Here is a 22644-nt window from a genome sequence, read left to right as displayed (position 1 = left end):
CCATGTAAGATAATAAATTCTAGAATAATATAATGGAAAAAATATTTTTCGGATAGAATTGTTATTTGAAATTTTATTAGATATAATATTTGGATTTTTTTTCAGCAGAAAGAGAGGGGGAAATACTGGTTTATCAAGGGGTTTAATTATTATGCTGAGAAGATCCGGTTTAGAAGAGCGCCGGTAATTCCTTATTAATCCATTTTTTCCACTAATTAAATAATTATTATATACACATACATGTGAAGTAAAAAATGCCAAACAAGGGATTGATTAATTATTTCAAAATGTGTAAAATTACACTAATTGAACCAAGTGAATATTATTCTATTTAAAAGAGGTGAATCCATTGAACCCCAAAACAGAAAAATATCATCAGAACATATTTCAACTTGAACTCACGAAATTGAAAGAGAAAGACTATATATCAACTGAACATTATGAAATCACCTTGAGCGCCCATCTTCAGTACTATCAGGACCTTGAAGAACTGAAACAAATGCAGGTAAAAGCAGCAAAAGCTGCAGAAGAAATCAGGCAAATGCCCGTTCAACAGGCAAAAAAACCTGCGAAAAAGAAATTATCTCAGGAAGAAGTCCGTGAAAGAAACATTTCCTGGCTGCTGAATGTTGGAGTCATTTTGCTTCTCATCGGCGGGTTATTTGTTGCCACAAGCAACTGGGATACGATGTCTAATTTTATGAAAAGTGCATCCATTGCAGTAGTTTCACTTCTTTTCTATGGCTTTGCGTTTATTTCCGGAAAGGTATTAAAAATTGAAAGAACATCATTTGCTTTCATTGTTCTTGGAAGTTTATTTTTGCCAATATTTATTTTGTCTATTGGCTGGTTCGAATTGCTTGGCTCATATCTTTCCTTTTATGGGGAAGGACGCTTTATACTCGGAGCGGCTGGCAGTTTATTGATCGTCCCAGTATACAGTGTATTTGCACAGAAACTGGGCTCACGTCTTTTTGTCTGGTTTGCCTATATTGCCCTGACTGCTGGGGCTGGTTCTACACTGGCAGCATTCAAGCTTGAAAATGACAGTTTTTATCTTGGATTGATGATTTTCAATGCTATGCTGTCTGCAGCCTATCACCGCATGAAAAAACAGGCTTCCCTAAAATTGTTTTCGAGAGAAATGGTTTTCTTTGCTCAAATCAATTTAGTGATCTCTACTTTATTGATGCTTGTATTTTTCAATAGCCCTGTTTTTTACAGTGTGAATATTCTGGTGACAGCAGCTGTTTATTTATCAATGGTGTATATAACAGGCAGGAAGGAGTTTCATTTCGTCTTCAGCTTACTGATTGTCTATGGTGCCTATCAGCTGATTGAAAATACTATGTTAAATGCAGCTGGCCCAGTTTTCTTTGTGCTTGTAGGTATTGGTTTTCTGTTTGTTCCTGGAGTTATGGATAAGCAATATTCCTGGGATAAGATTTTTAGACTGACCAGTGCAGCGGTTTCGATACTTGCTTTTCTCTATATTTCAGCTGAAGGAATCCTGTTAATGGCCGGCGAACCCTCTGCATCACTGCTGCTGGCTTATATTATACTCGCGGTGCAGTTTATATATTTGGCAAGTGTTATGGCAAACAGGCTATTTGCTTACCTGGCACCCGTATTTTTATCCTCTGCTTTATTCGAAGTAGTACTAATGCTGGATAAAGCAGCCCCGTTCAATAATCTTTCTTTACCTGTTTTCTTCATTGGCTTTGTGCTTTTTATAAGTTTCGGGTATCTGCTTAAGTATCCGCTCTTAAAAGTGGTGGAATTAAGCTCACGGGATGTGGCTGTTAGTATAATGTTATTTTCGGTTGTGATTGCAGCAGGATTTCTTGATTGGCTCGCTGCAGGCACCATGTTATTAATCTTCAGCTTTGTCATGTACCTCATGAATAAGGCTGAAAATCGGATTTTTTATACAGAAGCGATTCCCTGGGCCATCCATTTGTCAATCGGGTTCGCATTTATGTTTTATGGAGAACATATACGCTGGAACTCAAGTTTTTATCAGAATGAGTTAGGAATAGCTATGAATACCATAATGGCGAGTATTTCCCTCCTTATACTTGCTGGTGCTCTTTATAAGAAGAGACAAAAAGATCAAGCCAGAAATGTATTTTTGATCGCGCTCGGCTTTTATACAATCTCCCTATTTACAGCAACAGCATTGACAATAAATGAAGTTTGGATGAGGCCTGCAGTATTTATAGGCGGCATTTTCATGTATTTGTTCTTATATCATATATTAAAACAAAAGTGGGTTCCCTTTGCTGGAGCATCGATATCACTTTTTGCTTACTTTATGATCTTGATTGGTTTACCATTTATCTTTATCTTTTTCAATTGGATAGAACTTCCAATGGGGGCATGGATCCTGCTTGCTGCAGCATATTATATTTCAAAAAAAGATCTTGTCCTGGCAAAGGGGTTCAGCTGGATTGGCCATATTTACATGCCGCTTGCCTTGATTCTGACCTATTTCATCTACAGGGAAAACAGTATCTGGCCCTTCCTTGTCACCCTGGCTGTCTATTGGATCAGTTTCAGGGTTTCTGTTAAAGAGTGGAAGGCAAAGATATTCCTCTACAGTTCATTCTTAACTTTGTTCATGGTAGTCTTGACGGGTTTGGATCATATTTGGGAGGAGAACTTAAGTGAGTATGCCGTTCTTTTAGTCAGCTGTTCAGTATTCATATTCTGGCTAACCGGAAAAACTCAAGATAAACAGAGAAGTGTTTACTTTCTTATACCTTGGTCTGTGATTGGGATCCTGGCATTTTTAACTTCATATCCCTTTGGGTATGTGCCGTTTATCATTTCTATTATCTATTCTGCAGGATTGATCGCATATTTGCATAGAACTAAATTTGATATTTTGGCTGCTGTTCCATTGTTATTATTATATGTGGCAGTGCTCAAATTCCTGTTCATTAACGGAATCGCTCCGGATATGAAAATTCTGGTTTCCGCAGGTTTTGGACTGTTTTCGGCAATCATTGGCAAAATGGTATATGCCAAAATTTTAATGAACAAAAAAGCTGATAGCTACACTATTATCTCTTTGTTATTTTTCCTTGCTGCCTATCTTTTTCCGGCAATTTCCCTATGGGCGGAAGTTCTCCCTGGACTCCTGATCAGTACACTTTTATTTTTACAGAGGGGCAGGATGGCATCAAAACACGTATGGCTGCCTGGATTGCTGTCGGGAGCTGTATTGCTGGAGCCTTATTATAGTTTATTAAAGAATATTGACTTGCCTGACCTTTTCATAAGGGAGGCTTACGTGCTTCCATGGATTATCCTGATTATTTTTATCAGGAAAGTGCTGAAAGGGCAATACGCAGCACTAACTAACAAAATTCAGTGGGCAGTCCTAATATTGGTTTCCCTGCTGCTTGTACAGGATGGCCTTGCAAGCAATACGGTTTATGATGCGCTCATAGTCGGTACCCTCTCCCTGATTTCGATGCTTGCTGGCACCTGCTGGAGGATAAAGTCCTATTTCTTTGTAGGCTCTGGCGTTCTTCTGCTGAATGTGCTGCTTCAGACAAGACCTTATTGGGGGAATCTCCCTTGGTGGGCGTATCTATTAATTGCAGGCTCTATTCTCATTTCTGCAGCAAGCTATAATGAATGGCAGAAACAAAAAACAGCAAAAGGTGAGGAGCCTTTAATATCTAAATGGAAAAATAACATAATGAACAAATTAAAAGAATGGTCCTAAGAAAGTTAACCTAGCCCTCGGGCTAGGTCTTTTTATTATTTTCCAAATAAATGAGTAAATTTTCAGAAAATAAGTTGACTTTTCCCTGTTTACACGGTATCTTTGTGTTAAATATATAACACATATTTTATCTTACGATATTTTAACGTTATATAAAATAATTATCTTAATATGATGATAATTTGGGAGGTCATGTCTTGATTCTGCATGATATTGAAACGGAAAGCCGCGATTTTATAGAAGAATTGCAGTTGGACCGGCTCAAGCAGACAGTGGAAAGAGTATTTAATCATGTGCCTTTTTATCGGAAAAAGTTTTTGAAAAGTAATATTGCACCTGAAGACGTTACCAGCCTGGATGATATTCAAAAGCTGCCCTTTACTGTTAAAGCAGATTTGCGGGAACATTACCCATTCGGGCTTTTTGCTGTGGATAAAAAAGAAATTGTCCGTCTGCACGCTTCATCGGGAACGAGCGGCAAGCCGACAGTAGTGGGCTACACAAGAAATGACATTAAAATGTGGAGCAATCTGATAGCCAGGGCAATCTTAATCGGAGGAGGCGAACCTGGCCATACATTGCATAATGCTTACGGATACGGTCTCTTTACAGGTGGATTGGGACTGCATTATGGCAGCGAACAGCTTGGCATGGCTACCGTACCTGTTTCTGGAGGAAATACTGACAGACAAATTATGCTGATTCAAGACTTTAAGCCAGACGTTATTTGCGGAACTCCTTCCTACATCCTCAATTTAGCAGAGAAGATGGAAGAGAGAGGAATGGACCCGGCGGATACATCCTTAAAGTATGGGATATTTGGTGCAGAGCCTTGGTCTGAAGAAATGAGGAAAACACTAGAAGCTAAGCTTGGGATTAAAGCATGCGATATTTATGGACTGAGTGAAGTTCTTGGACCAGGTGTCGCCATGGAATGCCATGAATCTCAGGATGGGCTGCACATTGCAGAGGATCATTTTTATGCAGAAGTGATCGATCCGATAAAAATGATACCGCTTCCAGACGGGGAGGAAGGTGAGCTTGTCTTTACAAGCTTAACGAAGGAAGCTTTTCCGGTGATTCGCTACCGAACTGGTGATATTGCCTCCCTTTCTAAAGAGAAGTGTGTTTGCGGGAGAACTACGATTCGCATGAGCCGTGTGAATGGCCGCATAGACGATATGCTTAATGTAAATGGTGTAAATGTCTTTCCTTCCGAGATTGAACGGTGCATTCTTCAGATGCCTGAGCTTTCTCCGCATTACCATATCCAAGTCTATAAGAGGGGAAGTTTAAAATTTTTGGAGCTTCATGCTGAATGGAGCGAAGAGTTTTATAGAGATATCGGAGAAGCAGAACATGTAAAAAAGAAGATCCAGGAAGCAGTGAAGCAAAATTGCTTTATTAACATCGGACTTGTCCTCCATCCGCCTAAAATGCTTCCACGATCGGAAGGGAAAGCTGTCAGAATTATAAATGCGGCAGTGAAAAATGCAGTAACCCGAATGAATAATTTTTAACTCACTGGGGGTGAATCACATGTCAGAAGCTCTTTTCTTTCAAGAAATGACGGAAGAAGAAAAATACGTGCAGTTCATGAAACGCATTAATGCAGAAGAAAAAATTGAAGCGGATGATTGGATGCCGGAAGATTACCGAATGACATTAATCAAATTGATTTCGATGCATGGAATCAGTGAAATTATGGGAGCACTTCCTGAAAAGGAGTGGGTGCCAAAAGCCCCTTCATTAAAACGGAAGCTGGGAATCATGGCAAAGGTGCAGGATGAGATGGGACATGGACAGCTGCTGCTCCGTGTTGCAGAGGATTTAATGAAGCCTCTCGGCAAAACCCGTGAAGATATTATGCAGGATTTATTCAGCGGAAGACTGAAGTTCCACAATGTTTTTCATATGGAGGCTCCAACATGGGGGGATGCAGGGCTGATTGGCTGGCTGGTTGACGGTGCTGCTATTATTACCCAGACAAATATGCTTAATGCTTCATACGGCCCTTATGCAAGAGCGCTTAAACGGATTTGCGCGGAAGAGGTTTTTCATGCCCAGCATGGTGAAGCAATCATCATGGCGCTTGCAGAAGGAACCGAGGAGCAGAAAGCGATGGTTCAGGATGCGGTTAACCGCTGGTGGGAAGCGCTGTTAATGTTCTTTGGCCCCGGTGATGCCTCTACTACCGGCACTTCCAAACAGGATACAACGATAAAATACAGAATCCGGACAAAGACGAACGAAGACTTAAGGCAAGACTTTTTTACAAAGTATATTCCCCGTGTTCTCTCGCTTGGCATCAAACTGCCGGATGAGACAATGCATTTTGACCAGGATCAGGAGCTATGGGTTTATAGGCAGCCTGACTGGAATAAGTTCAAGGACATTATTAAAAATAATGGGCCAAAATCTCAGGAGCGGCTCGGACTCCGCCGCACAGCTTATGAGACTAACAAATGGGTGCGCGAAGCGCTCAATACTGCAAACTAAACCGTTCAGATGGGAGGGATCCCTTTGGGAAACGATGGGTTTTATCAGGAATTCGAAGTCTTTAGTCAAAGAACCGATACCTCGCCTCTGCAATATCAATTTTCCCTGCTGGCGCCAAATCGAGAGCTTGCACTCGTCATGGCACAGGAAAATTTTATGAGGAGAGAACCGGTTGCTGATATCTGGGTCGTCAAACGCTCTGATATCCGGAAGCTGACACCGGAAGAAAAGCACTCACTTCAGCGTCTGGACAACAAAGATTACCGCACGACAAAAGGATACGGATATTTGAAGAAAAAGTGGCGCCACTACGAGCAGGAAATGCTTGATGAAAAGGAAATTCTGTCATGGGGAGGGATGAAGAAAGGTGACTGAGCCAGTTAGTAAAATGCCAATCGACGCTAAGGTTAAGCCGGCACTGACATCATTATTATATCAGCTTGCTGACGATGACTTCATACTTGCCTACCGGGGTTCAGAGTGGCTTGGCCTGGCACCTCATATAGAGGAGGATGTCGCCTTTTCATCCATCAGCCAGGATACCATGGGCCATGCCGCCATGTTTTATCAGCTGCTGGAGGATCTTGGAGAAGGCAATGTAGATAGTCTTGCACATGCAAGAGAAGCTTCTGAAAGGAGAAATGCTGTCCTTTTGGAAGTGGTAAATGGTCCAGGTCATTACTTGTCTTCAGCACAATATGACTGGGCATTCGCAGTAGTAAGAAATTATTTTTATATCCAATCGAAAAAAATCAGATTGGAATCTCTTAAAAATTCTTCTTATCGGCCATTAGCCGAGGTGGCATTAAAGGTTAATATGGAGCTTTATTATCATCTCCTTCACTGGAAAATATGGTTTATCCAGCTGATGCAGGCTGACGGGGAAGCCAGAACGAGGATGGAAGCGGCCATTGGGAAGGTTTTAGCTGATTTTGAAGGAGTCATAACATTGGGACCGCTGGCAAAAGATATGGCGGAACATGGCCTCATTGAGAAGGAAGAAATATTAAAGCAGCGCTGGCTGCTTACAATGAAGCCTGTTTTTGAATCTATCAATCTGGCAGTCTCAGAGGCAGACCTTGCAATGGAAAATGGAAATGGCCGCATAGGAGAGCATACTGCCGACCTTGAGTCAGCTTTAGCCACTTTGAGCGAGGTGTATAACATACATCCAGCTGCAAGCTGGTAAGTTTTTTAAAGGGTGATGTAAATGGAGCAGGATCAAATGTTGATAAAAACCGCGTTGGAAGCGCTTCATAATGTTAAAGACCCTGAAATAGATAGCATTTCAATCGTTGATTTAGGAATGCTGGAGCAGATTGAGGCGGAGGGCAATTCAGTATTGGTTAAACTCCTGCCTACTTTTATGGGATGCCCTGCACTGGATATCATTCGAAAAAACGTGGAAACCGAAATAGACAAGGCAGGGATATTTGAAAAAATAGAGGTCCGGTTTATCTATCATCCGCCCTGGACGTCTGACCGGATAACAGAAACAGGAAGGTTAAAGCTAAAGGAATTCGGAATTGCGCCGCCTCCAAAATTAATATGTGAAACAGGTGAATGGCATGTGGATTGTCCTTTTTGCGGGTCCACATATACGACAATGGAAAACCTGTTTGGCCCTACTGCCTGCCGCAGCATTTTATACTGCAAATCCTGCAGGAATCCCTTTGAAGCTATGAAACCTGTATCAACAATGATGTAGCTATAAGGACTTTCGAATTTGTTATGAAAACCGGTCAATTGTTTCTAGTGCTATTTTTAAGATGCTGGAAAACTGTTAAACCTTCAATGATAAATTCCTGGAGATAACACAAATAACATATGAATCCGGCTCCAGGAATACTATTAAATGAATCAAATCCACTAAACCTGAAAGGAAGTTGACAAATGGTAAAATTAATCGCTCTTTATAAGCACCCTGAAAATAAGGAGGCATTTGATGACCATTATTTTAATACGCACGCGCCGCTTACAGCCAAAATTCCGGGTCTCCGCAAAATGGAAGTTACAAAAATTGTTGGCAGTCCTATGGGGGGCGAAGGGAAGTACTATTTGATGTGCGAAATGTACTATGACAGCCATGAATCTTTACAGGAGGCTATGAGAACAGATGAAGGCAAGGCATCGGGAAAAGACGCCATGAAATTTGCAGGTGATATTATCACTCTTATGATTGGTGAGGAAGCAGATGAGTAAAAGCTATGAAGCTATTGAAGTTTCACAGCATGGAAAGCTTGGTTTAATTGCTTTAAACCGGCCAAAAGTCTTAAATGCAATCAACCGCCCTATGGTTTCAGAGATTCTGGAAGTGATGGAAGGGTTTGAGGCTGACAGCACCATTAATGCTATCGTATTAAGCGGCAATGGCAGAGCATTTGCAGCCGGAGCAGATATTGATGAGATGGCAAACGACCAGGCAATAGATTTTGAGCTTCGCAATCAATTTAAGGATTGGGATCGCCTTGCCATGATCAAGAAACCGATTATCGGGGCGGTTCATGGTTTTGCCCTTGGCGGCGGCTTTGAGCTTGCTTTATGCTGTGATTTGCTTTATGCCGCTGATAACGCGGAGTTTGGCTTTCCGGAGGTAAACCTGGGAGTAATGCCAGGTGCAGGCGGAACGCAGAGGCTTACTAAGCTTGTCGGAAAAACGAAAGCAATGGAATGGCTTTTTACCGGCAAAAGAATCACCGCCAAAGAAGCGCTTCAACATGGCATCGTCAACCAGCTTATATCAGAGGAGCTTCTTTTAGAAGAAACGATGAAGGCTGCTGAACAAATTGCCAATCAGGCGCCAATCGCCATACGGCTAATAAAAGAAGCAGTCCTTAAAGCAGTTGATACTTCTTTAATTGAGGGAATGGAATTCGAACGGAAGAATTTTTATCTATTATTCTCGACAGAAGATCAAAAAGAAGGAATGAAGGCCTTTATTGAAAAACGCAAGCCTCAATTCAAAGGGAAGTAGAGGAGGTGTACATAGCAAATGTTTGAAACGGTGAAATATGAGGTCGCAAACGGTGTTGCCTGGATTTCATTAAATCGCCCGGATAAACTGAATGCATTCACAGAACAGCTTAATAAAGAGGTTCAGCAGGCCATAAAACTGGCAAGCCGGGATAACGAAGTCCGATGTCTTGTTATAACAGGTGAAGGACGCGCATTTTGCTCTGGCCAGGACCTTCAGGGGGTAAATGAGGATATGGATCACGGTGAGGTACTCCGCCGGTTCTATAATCCAATGGTTTTGGAGCTTCATAAATGTAAAAAGCCGGTTATCGCTGCGGTTAATGGGGTGGCAGCAGGTGCAGGTATGAGTCTCGCATTAGCTTGCGATTTTAGGCTCCTATCTGATAAAGCCAGTTTTTTAGAAGCTTTTATCCATGTCGGGCTGGTGCCTGATGCTGGGAATCTCTACTTTCTGCCAAAGCTGATCGGTCATGCGAAAGCCATGGAGCTTGCAGTGCTCGGTGAAAAGGTTAATGCACAGGAAGCCAAAGAGCTTGGCCTGGCTACCAAGGTAATTCCTATGGAGAAATGGCAGGATGAAATAACGGCTTTTGCAGAAAGGCTGGCCAGCATGCCGACAGCAGCCATTGCCATAATAAAGAAGAACCTGAAAGCGAGCTGGGAAACCACTTTAGAAGAATGTTTGGAGAGAGATGCACAGGGTCAGCGGCTGGCAGGACTTACTCTTGACCATAAAGAGGGTGTAGCAGCATTTATGCAAAAGCGCAAGCCTGTGTTTCAAGGGAAGTAGAACTTGCTGGATTAAAAGACTTAGAATCCTATTAAAATATTTGCCCGTTTTATGTTCTTCTTGCGAGCATCTCGTTTCGGGTGCTCGTCTTTTTTTAAACTGAAAGGAGGATTACACCATGAAAAATATAGTCGTGATTGGTTCAGGCGTGATGGGGCGTGGGATTGCGTATGTCAGTGCAGTCGGGGGATTTCACACCACCCTTGTAGATATCAGCCGGGAACAATTAATCGGTGCGGAAAAAGAGGTTGATAGCATCTTTGAAAAAGGACTCGCCAGGAATAAAATAACAGCCGCTGATATGCAAGCAAGCAAAAACCGTCTTACCTATTCTGTAAGTCTTGCTCAGCATGTAAGTGAAGCTGATCTTGTTATTGAGGCAGTCCCTGAAGTGATGGATATTAAGAAAAATATTTTCGAGGTGATTGATCAGCACGCACCTGAACACTGCTGTTTTGCTACAAACACTTCTACCATGAGTCCAACCGAGATTGGATCATTTACAAAACGCCCGGACAAAGTGATTGCCATGCACTTCTTTAATCCCGTCCAAAAAATGCCGCTTGTTGAAATTATTAAAGGGCTTGAAACAAGTGAAGAAACAGCACAGTTAATTAAACGTGCTGCCGAGCAAATGGGAAAAGAAACAGTAGTCATTAATGAGTTTCCAGGCTTTGTAACAAGCAGGATCAGTGCACTCGTTGGAAATGAGGCTTTTTATATGCTGCAGGAAGGTCTTGGCACACCTGAAGAAATTGATAAGGCAATTAAGCTTGGGCTGAATTATCCTATGGGGCCATTCGAACTTGGGGACCTTGTCGGCCTCGATACGCGCTTGAATAATTTAAAATACCTTCACAGCAAGCTGGGAGAAAAATACCGGCCGGCACCGCTCCTTGAACAATATGTCAAAGCTGGCAGGCTTGGACGCAAAACAGGCAGGGGTGTTTATGATTACACTGCCAGAGAGGGAGTTAAGCAATGAGAAAAGCAGTAATTGTGGATGCTGTAAGGACTCCGATCGGGAGATATAAAGGTGGTTTAAAGGATATTCGTCCGGATGATTTGGGAGCTATCGTCATTAGAGCTCTGCTGGATAGAAATCCGAAGGTGAATCCTGCAGAAATTGAAGAGGTCATACTGGGAAATGCCAATCAGGCAGGAGAAGATAATCGCAATGTTGCCAGGATGGCAGCTTTGCTTGCAGGTTTGCCTGTCGAAGTGGCTGCTTCAACAGTTAACCGGCTTTGCGGGTCTGGTTTAGACGCTGTTAATTATGCTGCACGGGCCATTTTAGCCGGAGAAGGAGATATTTTTATTGCAGGCGGTACGGAAAGCATGACACGTGCCCCATTTGTCATGGCAAAGCCAAGCAGCGAGTTTCCAAGAGGGAATATGGAGATGTATGACACAACCATCGGCTGGCGATTTACAAACAGCAGGCTTGAGAAAATGTACGGTGCTGAAAGCATGCCTAAGACGGCAGAAAATGTTGCAGAAAAGTATGGCATATCCCGTGAAGAGCAGGATCTGTTTGCTTATGAAAGCCAGAAGAGAGCAAAATCAGCTATTGAAAAAGGCATATTCCACGATGAAATTATTCCCGTTACATATATAGATAAAAATGGGAGTGAGGTGACGATTTCAATTGATGAGCATCCCCGGCCCGAAACAACTTATGAAAAGCTCTCAAGCTTAAAACCTATTTTTCAGGGCGGAACTGTAACTGCGGGCAATGCTTCAGGGGTTAACGACGGTGCGTCTGCATTGTTGCTGATGTCTGAGGAAAAAGCGCGTGAACTAGGATTAAAGCCCCTTGGAACTTATATTGTATCCGCAGCAGCAGGACTTGAGCCTTCGATTATGGGGGCAGGTCCTGTTTATTCCACTCAGAAAGCTTTGAAGAGGGCTGGCCTTACCATGAATGATATAGACTTAACCGAATTGAATGAAGCTTTTGCTTCACAATCCCTTGCCTGCATAAAAGAACTTGGTGCCGATTCGGAGCGGGTAAATGTAAATGGCGGAGCAATTGCATTTGGCCATCCGCTTGGGGCGAGCGGTGCCCGTATTCTGACTACTTTATTGCATGAAATGAAGCGCAGGAATTCAAAATACGGCCTGGCAACGATGTGTGTGGGAGTTGGCCAGGGGATTTCAACAATCGTTGAGCGCTGACCATAGAGATTTTATTCTCTATGGTTTTTAGGGTTATAAAGACTTTGGCGGTGATGTATAAAGGCAGAGGCAGGCAAATTATTTAGTATGCCGAAAAAGTATTGTTCAAAACTGCCTAATTTTAGTACAATTGTATATAACGAATTTTTTCCGTTCAACCCACATGATGAAATGAGGATGAAAGCAAGTTGAATACAAGGTCTATGATTTTCACACTTTATGGCGATTATATTTCACATTATGGAAGCAAAATTTGGATTGGAAGCCTTATAAAGCTTTTGAGCGAATTTGGTCATAATGATCAGTCTGTCAGAGCAGCTATTTCAAGAATGAATAAGCAGGGATGGGTAAGCTCAGAGAAGATCGGCAATAAAAGCTATTATTCCTTAACGCCAAGAGGGCAGAAAAGGATTGAGGAAGCGGCTAAGCGCATCTTTAAACTAAAGCCTGAAGAGTGGGATGGCATGTGGCGCATACTTATGTATACAATCCCGGAAGAAATCCGCAATGTGCGGGATGAATTGCGGAAGGAACTTGTTTGGAGCGGTTTTGGCTCCATGTCCAGCAGCTGCTGGATTTCAGCTAATAATCTTGAGAAACAAGTATTTGATTTGATCGAGAAATATGATATTGCCGACTATGTTGATTTCTTTATTGCCAGGTATGCAGGTCCGCATAAGAATATCGAAATTGTTGAAAAAAGCTGGAACCTGACAGAGATCAATGAAAGATACCAGGAGTTTATTTCCGAATACAGCCAAAAATATATCATTGATAAAAATAAAATCCAGAAGGGAAATATGACTGATGCAGAATGTTTTGTGGAAAGAACAAAGCTTGTGCATGAATACCGGAAATTCCTCTTTGTGGATCCGGGGCTTCCGGAAGAACTTCTTCCAGATAAATGGCTGGGCAGTCATGCTGCTGCATTATTCAGTGAATATTATAAAGAACTGGCTGAACCGGCATCAAGATTTTTTGAAAGTGTTTTTAAGGAAGGAAACGAACTTAAAAACAGGGATGCTGATTATGACGCATTAAATCATCCCTATATGGTTGAGTGAGAAAGAGCCATCTTGCAGGATGGCTTTTTCATTTATACAATCATAGGATTAATGAATAAATGCATCATACCCAAAACAATATTAAATGTAGGATGATATTTAAAAAAAAGCCCTCATAAGGTGATTTAATGGTTCTGCCTGCAGCACTTGTAATTGCATTTTATACCCTAAGTTTCTTTTACTTTATAGAAAAAAAGCTTTCCTTTTTGCAAAACTCTCTCGTACTTATGCTAATTTCAATTGCAGCCCGAAATTATACAACCATACTTGCTCTTCAATTAAAGTGGATTCATATTACAGAAGATTCTATTTTATTTATTGTGTTCTTGATTCATCGTGAAATTATTGGCCCCTTTCTAGTTCTTATGTTTATTAATATTTATTGGAAAACTCAATCTGGCGTAAAAAGGATAAAATCTTCGCCATATTCTTAATCTGTCTTCTTGGAATGGATCTTTTCAGCTTAACGTCCGGAGTAATTACATTTTTAGACTGGAATTTAATTAAAGCAGGCATAGAAAATTCGGCCTTTTTGATTGCCGGGCTCGGATTGTCCAGGGGGATAATGTATCTAAAGCAGGAGCCTGCTAATTATGGAAAAGGTATATGAAAGAGCTTTTGACGTAAATGAATGGTTTGTATTAGCAAGTTTACTGGTATCGCTAATTCTTATATGGAAACTGCCCAAAAAATTATCTGGCTTGGAAACGGCAGTTCATATCACCATTGGCGTATTTATCGGAATGTTCTTCGATCATACCATTAGTATCAGGCCATGGGATTTATATGATGTAAATGATACATCGAATTATCAAATCATTGATCTTTTGAGCTATATTATGTACGGGCCATTTAGTTATTTTTTTGTTTATTTATATGTGAAACTAAATCTAAAGGGATATAAGAATATCCTGTATGTCACCCTCTGGTCTATTCTTGCAGTACTGATTGAATGGTCCTCTGCTAAGCTCGGAATATTTCATTATGAAAAAGGCTATCAGATGGCCTGGTCTTTTCCTATTTATGCATTTGTTCAAACCCTGCAAATCATGTTTTATAAAATTTCACTAAAAAGGGAAAAGCTGAGTGAATAGAGGACTGCCTGCAAAACGGCGATGTGCATGAAACGGTCATTTTTATCTGAGGCATTGACTGCACCCTTTATTGCTAAGTATGTGTGTTCCTAATTGTCAAACTATTAAAATTAGTATAACATTATTTTAACGAAGGAGGAATTTTATTGAATATATTAACGGACATTTTAAATATTAAATATCCAATTATTCAGGGCGGCATGGGGAATATTAGCAACGCCATTTTAACAGCGGCTGTCTCGGAAGCCGGAGGGCTTGGCACTATCGGGGCAGGAACAATGCCTCCTATGGAAGTTGAGAAGATAATTGAGGAAACAAAGAGTTTAACAAAGAAGCCATTTGCTGTTAACGTTGCATTAAGTGTCTCCCCTTATGTAAAGGAAATCCTGTCCCTTGTAATTAAACATAATATTCCGGCAGTTTCCCTTTCGGCCGGAAACCCGGCTCCCTTTATCCCTAAGCTGCATGAAAAAGGTGTGAAGGTCATAACCGTAGCTGCTTCGGTTCGACAGGCGCTGAAAGCAGAGGCAGCCGGGGCGGATATCATTGCTGCTGAAGGGTATGAGGCAGCAGGAATCAATAGTTCTCTTGAAACTACTACACTCGTATTGATTCCTCAGATAACAGGCGAGGTGTCAGTTCCTGTCGTGGCTGCCGGGGGAATCGGTGATGGCAGAGGGCTTGCTGCCATGCTTGCACTGGGGGCAAGCGGGGTGCAAATGGGCACTAGATTCATAGCAACCAAGGAGGCACCATTCCACCAGCAATATAAAAAGAAAATTATTGAAGCATCCGATCATGAAACTCTTATATTGGGGCGTTCAGTTGGCAGAATACGAAGAGTGCTTTCCACCGGTTATGCCAATAAATTGCTGGATTACGAAAAACAGGGCATCAGTCTTGATGAGTTTAATAAACTCACTTCAGAAGACTTTCATAAAATTGGAGCGATAAATGGAAACGGTGATGAAGGGTTTATGAACAGCGGCCAGATAGCTGGCCTGATTGATGATCTTCCAAGCGTAAAGGAACTTTTAGATACAATGATAGAAGATGCCAATCTTCAGCTTCAAAATGCAAAGAAGCTATTAAACTAGCAAGCAGGCAATTATATTCCTGCTTGCTTTTTTATGTAATCATAACTTGTTATAATATATTTAATTTTTAGAATATTATTGACACTCCAATACTTAGGGTGATAATATAACGTTGTATTTACGATATTAAAAGTAAATATCATATAAATGGTGAAAACCAGTTTACGTACTGTTTCCACTCCGAGATGTAAGCGCATACATAATAGGTTTAAATTATCAGCAAGCTGATAGTTAATAAATTTGAATAGGGGGTCATATAATGAAAAAATCGTTAAAAGCTCTTTCCTTGTTAATGGCTGCAGGGATGCTTGTTTTGAGCGGCTGCGGACAGGAAAAATCCAGTGGTTCTTCTTCAGCAGGAGATGAGAAGAAGCAATACACAATTGGCATCACACAATTTGTTGAACATCCATCTTTAGATGCTGCGACAGAAGGATTTAAAAAAGCATTGGAGGATGAAGGCTTTAAAGAAGGCGATAATGTAAAATTCGATTTTCAAAATGCTCAGGCTGATATGAATAATACGCAGTCGATTGCAAATAATTTCGTCGGCGATAAAGTGGATATGATTTTTGCAAACGCTACTCCGAGTGCCGTCAGTGCTCTTAATGCGACTAAGGACATTCCAATTCTCTTCACATCTGTTACAGACCCTATTGGAGCCGGCCTTGTTGAATCCTTTGATCAGCCTGGAGACAATATCACAGGTACTACTGATAACCATCCGGAAGGAACTTCAAAAACAATTGATTTTATGATTGATGAAGCGGGAGTTAAAAATATTGGCATCATTTACAATTCTGGAGAGCAAAATTCCGAGGTTCAGGTTAAACAGGTAAAAGAACTTGCTGAACCAAAAGGAGCAAAAATTGTTGAAGCATCTGTTTCAACCTCTGCTGAAGTTAAGCAGGCCGCCGACTCTCTTGTTGGAAGGGTAGATGCAATTTATATCCCTACAGATAACACGGTTGTGTCGGCGCTTGAATCGGTTATTTCTGTCGCTGACAGCAAAAAGATTCCTTTATTCGTGGGTGAACTGGATTCCATGAAACGCGGGGCTATAGCAGCCAGCGGTTTCAACTATTTTGATCTTGGTTATCAGACAGGCAAAATGGCCGCTGAGATCTTAAAAGGAAATAAAAAAACATCTGAAATTCCGGTTGAGCTTCCTGGAAGCCTTAAACTGGTTATCAATAAAAAAGCAGCTGAAGCACAAGGGCTGGAAGTAAAAGAAGAATGGGCAGATTTCGCTGAGTTCCATGAAGAGTAAATGAAAATCCGCCGGCTGGCAACACAATGTCACGCCGGCTGCTTTTTAAACTATTAGCCAAGAAGAAAAGTGGAAACGCCTGCTTCAACCCCAACACCTAAAAGGGGGTAGGCGCTCCTCCTAAAAGCTAACGCTTTTAGTCGTGCGATGATAAAGCTGTCGAAGCATTCCTTGTGGAGCTAGACAGTTTCGGCGTTCAAAGCGTTTTAATTTCTTATTCTTTTTATAAAGGGTGTGATTCTTAATGTTTACAGCCATATTCGGTGCGTTCGAGTCAGGGATTATCTACGCAATTATGGCACTTGGAGTATATTTATCGTTCAGGGTCCTGGACTTTCCGGATTTAACGGTTGATGGAAGTTTTGTGACTGGAGCGGCGGTAGCTGCAACCATGATTGTCAGCGGTGCTAATCCTTTTCTGGCAACGATCACTGCATTATTTGCAGGTTTTATAGCCGGCTGCCTTACTGGTATTATTCATACTTTTGGAAAAATCAATGCTCTGTTATCAGGAATCCTGATGATGATTGCTCTGTATTCGATAAACCTTCGTATCATGGGTAAATCAAATGTTCCCCTCTTGAACACAGAAACAGCTATTACAAATGTCAGGGATTTTTGGGATAAAACAGGAATTGATCCTTTTTTCAACGGTATATTGACCATGGTGGGGCTTGGCGACAGCCTCCCAAGAACATGGGGCATTATCCTCTTTATGTTAGTTGTAACATTGGCAATAAAATTCTTGACAGATCGGTTTCTTCAGACAGAGATTGGATTAGCTTTAAGGGCTACAGGTGACAACAAGAGGATGATCCGCAGTCTTTCTGCCAATACCAACATGATGGTGATTTTGGGGCTGGGCATTTCCAATGCAATGGTTGCTTTCTCCGGAGCATTGATTGCACAGCAAGGAGGATTCGCCGATGTTGGTATGGGTATCGGAATGATTATCATCGGTCTGGCTTCAGTCATAATCGGTGAAGCATTATTTGGCACAAAAACAATTGCCAGAACTACCCTGGCGGTTATTGGAGGAGCGATTATCTACCGCATCGTAGTTACCATGGCGCTGAGGGTAGAGTTCCTGGAACCTGGTGATATGAAGCTGATTACAGCAACTATTGTAATCCTTGCCTTAATAATGCCGAAGATTATTGACCGCACGAAGGAGAAGAAACGGAAAGCCAAAAGACTGGCAGGAAGCATGAACATAAGTGAATTGCCATCAGGCGGAAAGGGTGAGACTGGTGCTGCAATTAAATCAGATTCATAAAGTCTTCAATGAAGGTACTCCAGATGAAAAGATTGCACTGGATACGATCAATCTCACATTGAATGAGGGGGACTTTGTCACCGTTATCGGAAGTAATGGGGCAGGGAAGTCCACTTTAATGAATATTATCTCCGGTGTCATGATTCCTGATGCCGGGTCCGTTTATATCGATGGCCAAAATGTGACTGGCATGTCTGAATATAAAAGGGCAAAGCTCATAGGCCGGGTTTTTCAGGATCCGATGGCCGGTACCGCTCCGTCCATGACAATTGAAGAAAATCTCGCCATGGCGTATTCAAGGAATAAAACAAGAACATTAAGAAAAGGAGTTACGAAAAAGCGCAAAGACTATTTTCGTGAAGTTCTTGAAACGCTTCATCTTGGCCTTGAAGACCGTTTAAATGCAAAGGTTGGTTTATTATCAGGAGGAGAAAGGCAGGCACTTTCATTATTAATGGCTACCTTCACAGAGCCATCCATTCTTTTGCTCGATGAACATACCGCTGCTCTTGATCCGGCTCGCGCAGAGCTTATAACGAATCTGACAAAGGAAATTGTAGAAAAGTACAATTTAACCACTTTAATGGTCACTCATAATATGCAGCAGGCGCTGGATTTAGGAAATAGGCTGATTATGATGGATAAAGGCCAGATTATTCTTGAAGTAGATGATGGACAGAAACAGCATCTGACAATTGAACAGCTTCTAAACGAATTTCAGCGGATTCGCGGAACAAAAATGGCAAGTGATCGTGCTTTGCTTTCTTAGAATAATAAAAAGGATTAGCCAATTTTGCTGGTTAATCCTTTTTGCATGGCTGAGAATCATAAGAATTTTTAAAGTTTTTACAATTTATTGACTATTTATTTAACGTAATGGTATCATATCGTTAAATAAACGTCATACATATTTTATGAATAACAGGGAGGGATGGTATGAAACCTGGGCTGCAAATTGGGAACCAGGCAGTTGTCCATGCAGTGGTTTCCCCTGAGATGTTCGCACAGTTTGAAGGGGAGGTCATTCATCCTGCCTATTCAACCGTAACGATGATCTATCACATGGAATGGGCATCCCGCCTGCTGATCATCCCCTACTTGGATGAGGAAGAAGAAGGAATGGGGGGAGCTGTTACAGCCAGGCATTTATCGCCTTCACCTGAAGGGTCATCCATTATCATAACAGCTACCGTATCCAGGCTGGATGGAAATTCAGTTTACTCAACTGTAACTGTCCATAATGGAAAAATACTTGCTGGCGAAGGTGAAGTCAAACAGGTGATTCTGAAAAAAAGCAGGATTGCAGAATTGTTAAAGAGAGACTAAAAGAATAGAAGTATCTTAGCCTTAAAAAAGGCATTTTAATTTTATCTTATTGTAAGCGCTATCATATATAAAGGGGAGAATGAAATGACAGATATGTTCCAAAAAATTAAAGATCATGAACAAGTCGTTTTCTGCAACGATGAATCTACTGGTTTAAAGGCAATCATTGCAATCCACAGCACTAGATTGGGTCCGGCATTGGGAGGCTGCCGTATGTTTCCATACAACAGCGTCGATGATGCCCTTGAAGATGTCCTCCGATTATCAAAAGGCATGACCTATAAATGTGCAGCAGCCGATTGTGACTTCGGAGGCGGGAAGGCTGTAATTATCGGGGATCCATTAAAAGATAAAACACCCGAACTATTCCGCGCTTTTGGCCAATTTGTTGAATCATTGAACGGGCGGTTCTACACAGGAACAGACATGGGTACTTCCACAGAAGATTTTGTTCATGCCCTGAAGGAAACGAATTGCATTGTAGGGGTAGATGAGGTTTATGGAGGAAGCGGCGATTCTTCGGTACCAACCGCACAGGGTGTTATTTATGGTCTTCAGGCAACAAATAAAGCACTGAATGGAACAGACGACCTTTCAGGCAAAAGTTATGCCATTCAGGGACTTGGCAAAGTTGGATATAAAGTGGCAGAAAGACTGCTGGAGGAAGGGGCAGATTTATTTGTGACAGATATCAGCCGGCAGGCAATCGACCAGCTTCTCAGTAAAGCGAAAGAAATGGGTGCCGGAGTGAAGGTATTATCCAGCAATGAAATATATGATGCCCAGGCAGACTTTTTTGTTCCATGTGCAATGGGCGGCGTCATTAATGATGACACAATCGGCAAGCTTAAAGTAAAAGCAATCGTAGGTTCTGCCAATAACCAGCTTATGGATATGCGCCATGGACAAATCCTTAATAATAAGGGCATCTTATACGCTCCCGATTATATTGTGAATGCAGGGGGATTAATCCAGGTCGCAGACGAATTATACACACCTAATAAAGAAAGGGTACTCCGCAAAACAAAAGCTATTTATAACTCTCTTCTGAACATCTACGAACATGCTGAAGCAAATGGAATAACAACGGTGGAAGCATCCAACCAATTCTGCGAGAGCCGCATAGAAGCGCGCACACGCAGAAATAGCTTTTTTTCCCATATGAAACGCCCGAAGTGGGCAGTAAGAACCTAATTTTTTTGCTTGGATAACAATATATGTACCGTATAAAAGTGATAAAAATAATTCAATAGCCAAAGGGTGAGAAGATGGAAAATCACTTTCCGATCAGACGGATAATGGACGAAAATGGAAACATCATCAATTCCGACTATGAAGAAAAAATAACTGAAAAACTTGTAAAAGAGTTTTATAGAAATATGGCAAGAATCCGTATTTTTGACCGCAAGGCTATTTCACTCCAGCGCCAGGGCAGGATAGGCACATATGCACCTTATGAAGGACAGGAGGCTTCCCAGGTCGGAACTGCTGCTGCCCTAAAGGAGAACGATTGGATGTTTCCTACCTATCGCGATCACGGAGCAGCTATGACCTTTGGCCACTCACTGAGAAATATCCTCTTGTTTTGGAACGGAAGAAATGAAGGGTGTGTGCCGCCTGACGGAAAGAAAATTTTTCCTCCGGCCATCCCGATTGCGACACAAATCCCTCATGCGGCAGGAGCTGCTTTCGCTGAAAGGAAAAAAGGTACATCAAATGCCGCTATTGCTTATTTTGGAGACGGTGCGACTTCCGAGGGGGATTTTCATGAAGGGTTGAATTTCGCCAGTATTTTTAAAGCGCCGGTTGTCTTTTTTAATCAGAACAATCAATACGCCATATCTGTTCCTTTTAACAAGCAGATGAATACAAAAACAATTGCACAAAAAGCCCTGGCTTACGATATTCCGGGAGTCAGAATCGATGGCAATGATGTTTTCATGGTTTATTTTGAAACCTTAAATGCTTTAGAAAAGGCACGTAAAGGTGAAGGGCCGACACTAATCGAAGCAGTTACGTGGAGATATGGGGCACATACCACTGCAGATGATCCATCTAAGTACCGTGATCAATCGGAAAGCAGCAATAGAAGACAGGAGACTGACCCCATTTTAAGACTTGAGCGGTGGATGAAAAATATGGGGATATTCGATGAGAAATGGGTGCAGACCACTGAAGAAAAAGCAGCTGCTGAAATAGATAAGGCTATAGCCGAAATGGAGGATTTTCCTCCTGCCGATCCAGCAGTTATTTTTGACCATGTCTTTGCAGAGCCGACATGGCAAATCAGGCAGCAGAAAGAAGAGTACCTGAAGCTGATGGGAGGTGGCCGATAATGAAAACGGCAGTTGAAGCAAAAACCATGACATTGGTTCAAGCCATTACCGATGCACTAGATACCATGCTGAATGAAAAAGAAGAGGTTTTGCTGCTGGGCGAAGATATCGGAAAGAACGGTGGTGTTTTTCGTGCAACTGATGGTCTTCAGGCTAAGTATGGCGAGGGCCGTGTTATTGATACTCCTTTAAGTGAAGCGGGTTTTGTCGGAGCGGGGATTGGCATGGCTGTAAATGGATTTTTACCGGTAATTGAAATTCAGTTTCTGGGTTTTATCTATCCTGCATATGAACAAATTATGACGCATGCTTCGAGGATCCGAATGAGGACTATGGGACATTATACTGTTCCGATGGTTATAAGGGCTCCATATGGTGCAGGTGTAAGGGCTCCGGAAATTCACTGTGATTCAACTGAAGCCATTTTTACTCATATGCCTGGCATTAAAGTAGTCTGCCCATCCAGTCCTTATGACGCGAAAGGACTGCTGATTGCTGCCATTGAAGACCCGGATCCAGTTCTTTTTCTAGAGCCGATGCGCTGCTATCGTTCGGCCAAGGAGGAAGTTCCTGAAGGGAAGTATAGCATTGAAATTGGAAAAGGCAATAAGCTCATGGAGGGTGATGATGTGACGGTCATTACGTGGGGAGCAATGGTGCCTGAAGCTATGAAAGCGGCAAAGCTGATGAAAGAAAAGAACACTCATTGTGATGTGATTGATTTAAGAACCCTTTTCCCCCTGGATAAAGATATGATCGCAGAATCTGTCCAAAAGACAGGGAGAACAGTCATTGTCCATGAAGCTCATGCTACCGGTGGAGTAGGAAATGATGTGCTTGCCATCATTAATGATACATCGTTTTTATATCAAAAAGCACCTGTTGAACGGGTTACTGGATTTGATGCACCAGTGCCATATTTCGGTTTTGAGGACCATTACCTGCCAACTCCGGCAAGGATCCAGCAAGCAATAGAAAAAGTTATGAAGTTTTAGGAGGAGA

Annotated in this window: 22 protein-coding genes; all 22 read left to right on the top strand. The window is 41.8% G+C overall.

The features are described from left to right. The first annotated feature begins 349 nt into the window (after positions 1-349). The 22 genes from QUF73_05985 (at position 350) to QUF73_05880 (ending at position 22637) form a co-directional block, all read left to right on the top strand. Positions 350-3736, top strand: a complete 3387-nt coding sequence (locus QUF73_05985; protein MDM5225758.1) for a hypothetical protein — start codon at positions 350-352, stop codon at positions 3734-3736. A gap of 197 nt (positions 3737-3933) precedes the next feature. After that, positions 3934-5256, top strand: coding sequence for an AMP-binding protein (locus QUF73_05980; GenBank protein ID MDM5225757.1), 1323 nt, complete (start codon positions 3934-3936; stop codon positions 5254-5256). A 19-nt stretch (positions 5257-5275) separates the two neighbouring features. Beyond that, on the top strand, positions 5276-6235 hold the full coding sequence (gene paaA, locus QUF73_05975) for a 1,2-phenylacetyl-CoA epoxidase subunit PaaA (GenBank protein ID MDM5225756.1): 960 nt from the start codon (positions 5276-5278) through the stop codon (positions 6233-6235). A gap of 24 nt (positions 6236-6259) precedes the next feature. After that, entirely contained in the window at positions 6260-6610 is a 351-nt protein-coding gene (gene paaB / locus QUF73_05970) for a 1,2-phenylacetyl-CoA epoxidase subunit PaaB (protein ID MDM5225755.1), read from the top strand. A 13-nt stretch (positions 6611-6623) separates the two neighbouring features. After that, positions 6624-7424 (top strand): 1,2-phenylacetyl-CoA epoxidase subunit PaaC, encoded by an 801-nt coding sequence (paaC, locus tag QUF73_05965; protein ID MDM5225754.1) that lies wholly within the window; start codon positions 6624-6626, stop codon positions 7422-7424. Positions 7425-7460: 36 nt separating this feature from the next. After that, entirely contained in the window at positions 7461-7943 is a 483-nt protein-coding gene (paaD, locus tag QUF73_05960) for a 1,2-phenylacetyl-CoA epoxidase subunit PaaD (protein ID MDM5225753.1), read from the top strand. Positions 7944-8128: 185 nt separating this feature from the next. After that, the gene (locus tag QUF73_05955) at positions 8129-8437 is read left to right on the top strand and encodes an EthD family reductase (GenBank protein ID MDM5225752.1); all 309 of its coding nucleotides are present in this window, start codon (positions 8129-8131) and stop codon (positions 8435-8437) included. After that, positions 8430-9209: an enoyl-CoA hydratase-related protein gene (locus QUF73_05950; protein ID MDM5225751.1), complete on the top strand. Its 780-nt coding sequence runs from the start codon at positions 8430-8432 to the stop codon at positions 9207-9209. The genes QUF73_05955 and QUF73_05950 overlap by 8 nt, the downstream gene beginning before the upstream one ends. Positions 9210-9227: 18 nt before the next feature. Further along, entirely contained in the window at positions 9228-10001 is a 774-nt protein-coding gene (locus QUF73_05945) for an enoyl-CoA hydratase-related protein (GenBank protein MDM5225750.1), read from the top strand. 118 nt (positions 10002-10119) lie between these two features. Continuing rightward, complete coding sequence (locus QUF73_05940; protein ID MDM5225749.1) at positions 10120-10986, top strand: 3-hydroxyacyl-CoA dehydrogenase; 867 nt, start codon at positions 10120-10122, stop codon at positions 10984-10986. Further along, on the top strand, positions 10983-12179 hold the full coding sequence (locus tag QUF73_05935; GenBank protein MDM5225748.1) for an acetyl-CoA C-acyltransferase: 1197 nt from the start codon (positions 10983-10985) through the stop codon (positions 12177-12179). The genes QUF73_05940 and QUF73_05935 overlap by 4 nt, the downstream gene beginning before the upstream one ends. Before the next feature lie 188 nt (positions 12180-12367). Next, positions 12368-13243: a phenylacetic acid degradation operon negative regulatory protein PaaX gene (paaX, locus tag QUF73_05930; protein MDM5225747.1), complete on the top strand. Its 876-nt coding sequence runs from the start codon at positions 12368-12370 to the stop codon at positions 13241-13243. Between the two features lie 128 nt (positions 13244-13371). After that, positions 13372-13677 (top strand): hypothetical protein, encoded by a 306-nt coding sequence (locus QUF73_05925; GenBank protein ID MDM5225746.1) that lies wholly within the window; start codon positions 13372-13374, stop codon positions 13675-13677. Between the two features lie 159 nt (positions 13678-13836). Beyond that, positions 13837-14337: a hypothetical protein gene (locus QUF73_05920; protein MDM5225745.1), complete on the top strand. Its 501-nt coding sequence runs from the start codon at positions 13837-13839 to the stop codon at positions 14335-14337. A gap of 146 nt (positions 14338-14483) precedes the next feature. Beyond that, positions 14484-15434 carry a nitronate monooxygenase gene (locus QUF73_05915; protein ID MDM5225744.1) on the top strand — a complete coding sequence of 317 codons (951 nt, stop codon included), beginning with the start codon at positions 14484-14486 and terminating at the stop codon, positions 15432-15434. A 259-nt stretch (positions 15435-15693) separates the two neighbouring features. Next, the gene (locus QUF73_05910; GenBank protein ID MDM5225743.1) at positions 15694-16704 is read left to right on the top strand and encodes an ABC transporter substrate-binding protein; all 1011 of its coding nucleotides are present in this window, start codon (positions 15694-15696) and stop codon (positions 16702-16704) included. A gap of 244 nt (positions 16705-16948) precedes the next feature. Continuing rightward, positions 16949-17980 carry an ABC transporter permease gene (locus QUF73_05905; GenBank protein MDM5225742.1) on the top strand — a complete coding sequence of 344 codons (1032 nt, stop codon included), beginning with the start codon at positions 16949-16951 and terminating at the stop codon, positions 17978-17980. Next, positions 17955-18749, top strand: coding sequence for an ABC transporter ATP-binding protein (locus QUF73_05900; protein ID MDM5225741.1), 795 nt, complete (start codon positions 17955-17957; stop codon positions 18747-18749). Before QUF73_05905 ends, QUF73_05900 begins: the two co-directional genes overlap by 26 nt. A gap of 167 nt (positions 18750-18916) precedes the next feature. Then, positions 18917-19306, top strand: coding sequence for a thioesterase (locus tag QUF73_05895; protein ID MDM5225740.1), 390 nt, complete (start codon positions 18917-18919; stop codon positions 19304-19306). 84 nt (positions 19307-19390) lie between these two features. Continuing rightward, entirely contained in the window at positions 19391-20500 is a 1110-nt protein-coding gene (locus QUF73_05890; GenBank protein MDM5225739.1) for a Glu/Leu/Phe/Val dehydrogenase, read from the top strand. 74 nt (positions 20501-20574) lie between these two features. Beyond that, a complete protein-coding gene (gene pdhA, locus QUF73_05885) occupies positions 20575-21642 on the top strand; it encodes a pyruvate dehydrogenase (acetyl-transferring) E1 component subunit alpha (protein MDM5225738.1) in 1068 nt (355 codons plus the stop codon). Then, on the top strand, positions 21642-22637 hold the full coding sequence (locus QUF73_05880; GenBank protein MDM5225737.1) for an alpha-ketoacid dehydrogenase subunit beta: 996 nt from the start codon (positions 21642-21644) through the stop codon (positions 22635-22637). The genes pdhA and QUF73_05880 overlap by 1 nt, the downstream gene beginning before the upstream one ends. The last annotated feature ends 7 nt before the right edge of the window (positions 22638-22644 follow it).

Source organism: Cytobacillus sp. NJ13 (genome assembly GCA_030348385.1).
GTDB lineage: Bacteria > Bacillota > Bacilli > Bacillales > Cytobacillaceae > Cytobacillus.
Note: the sequence above shows the minus strand (reverse complement) of the source record. Positions and strands in the feature narration are given on the sequence as shown.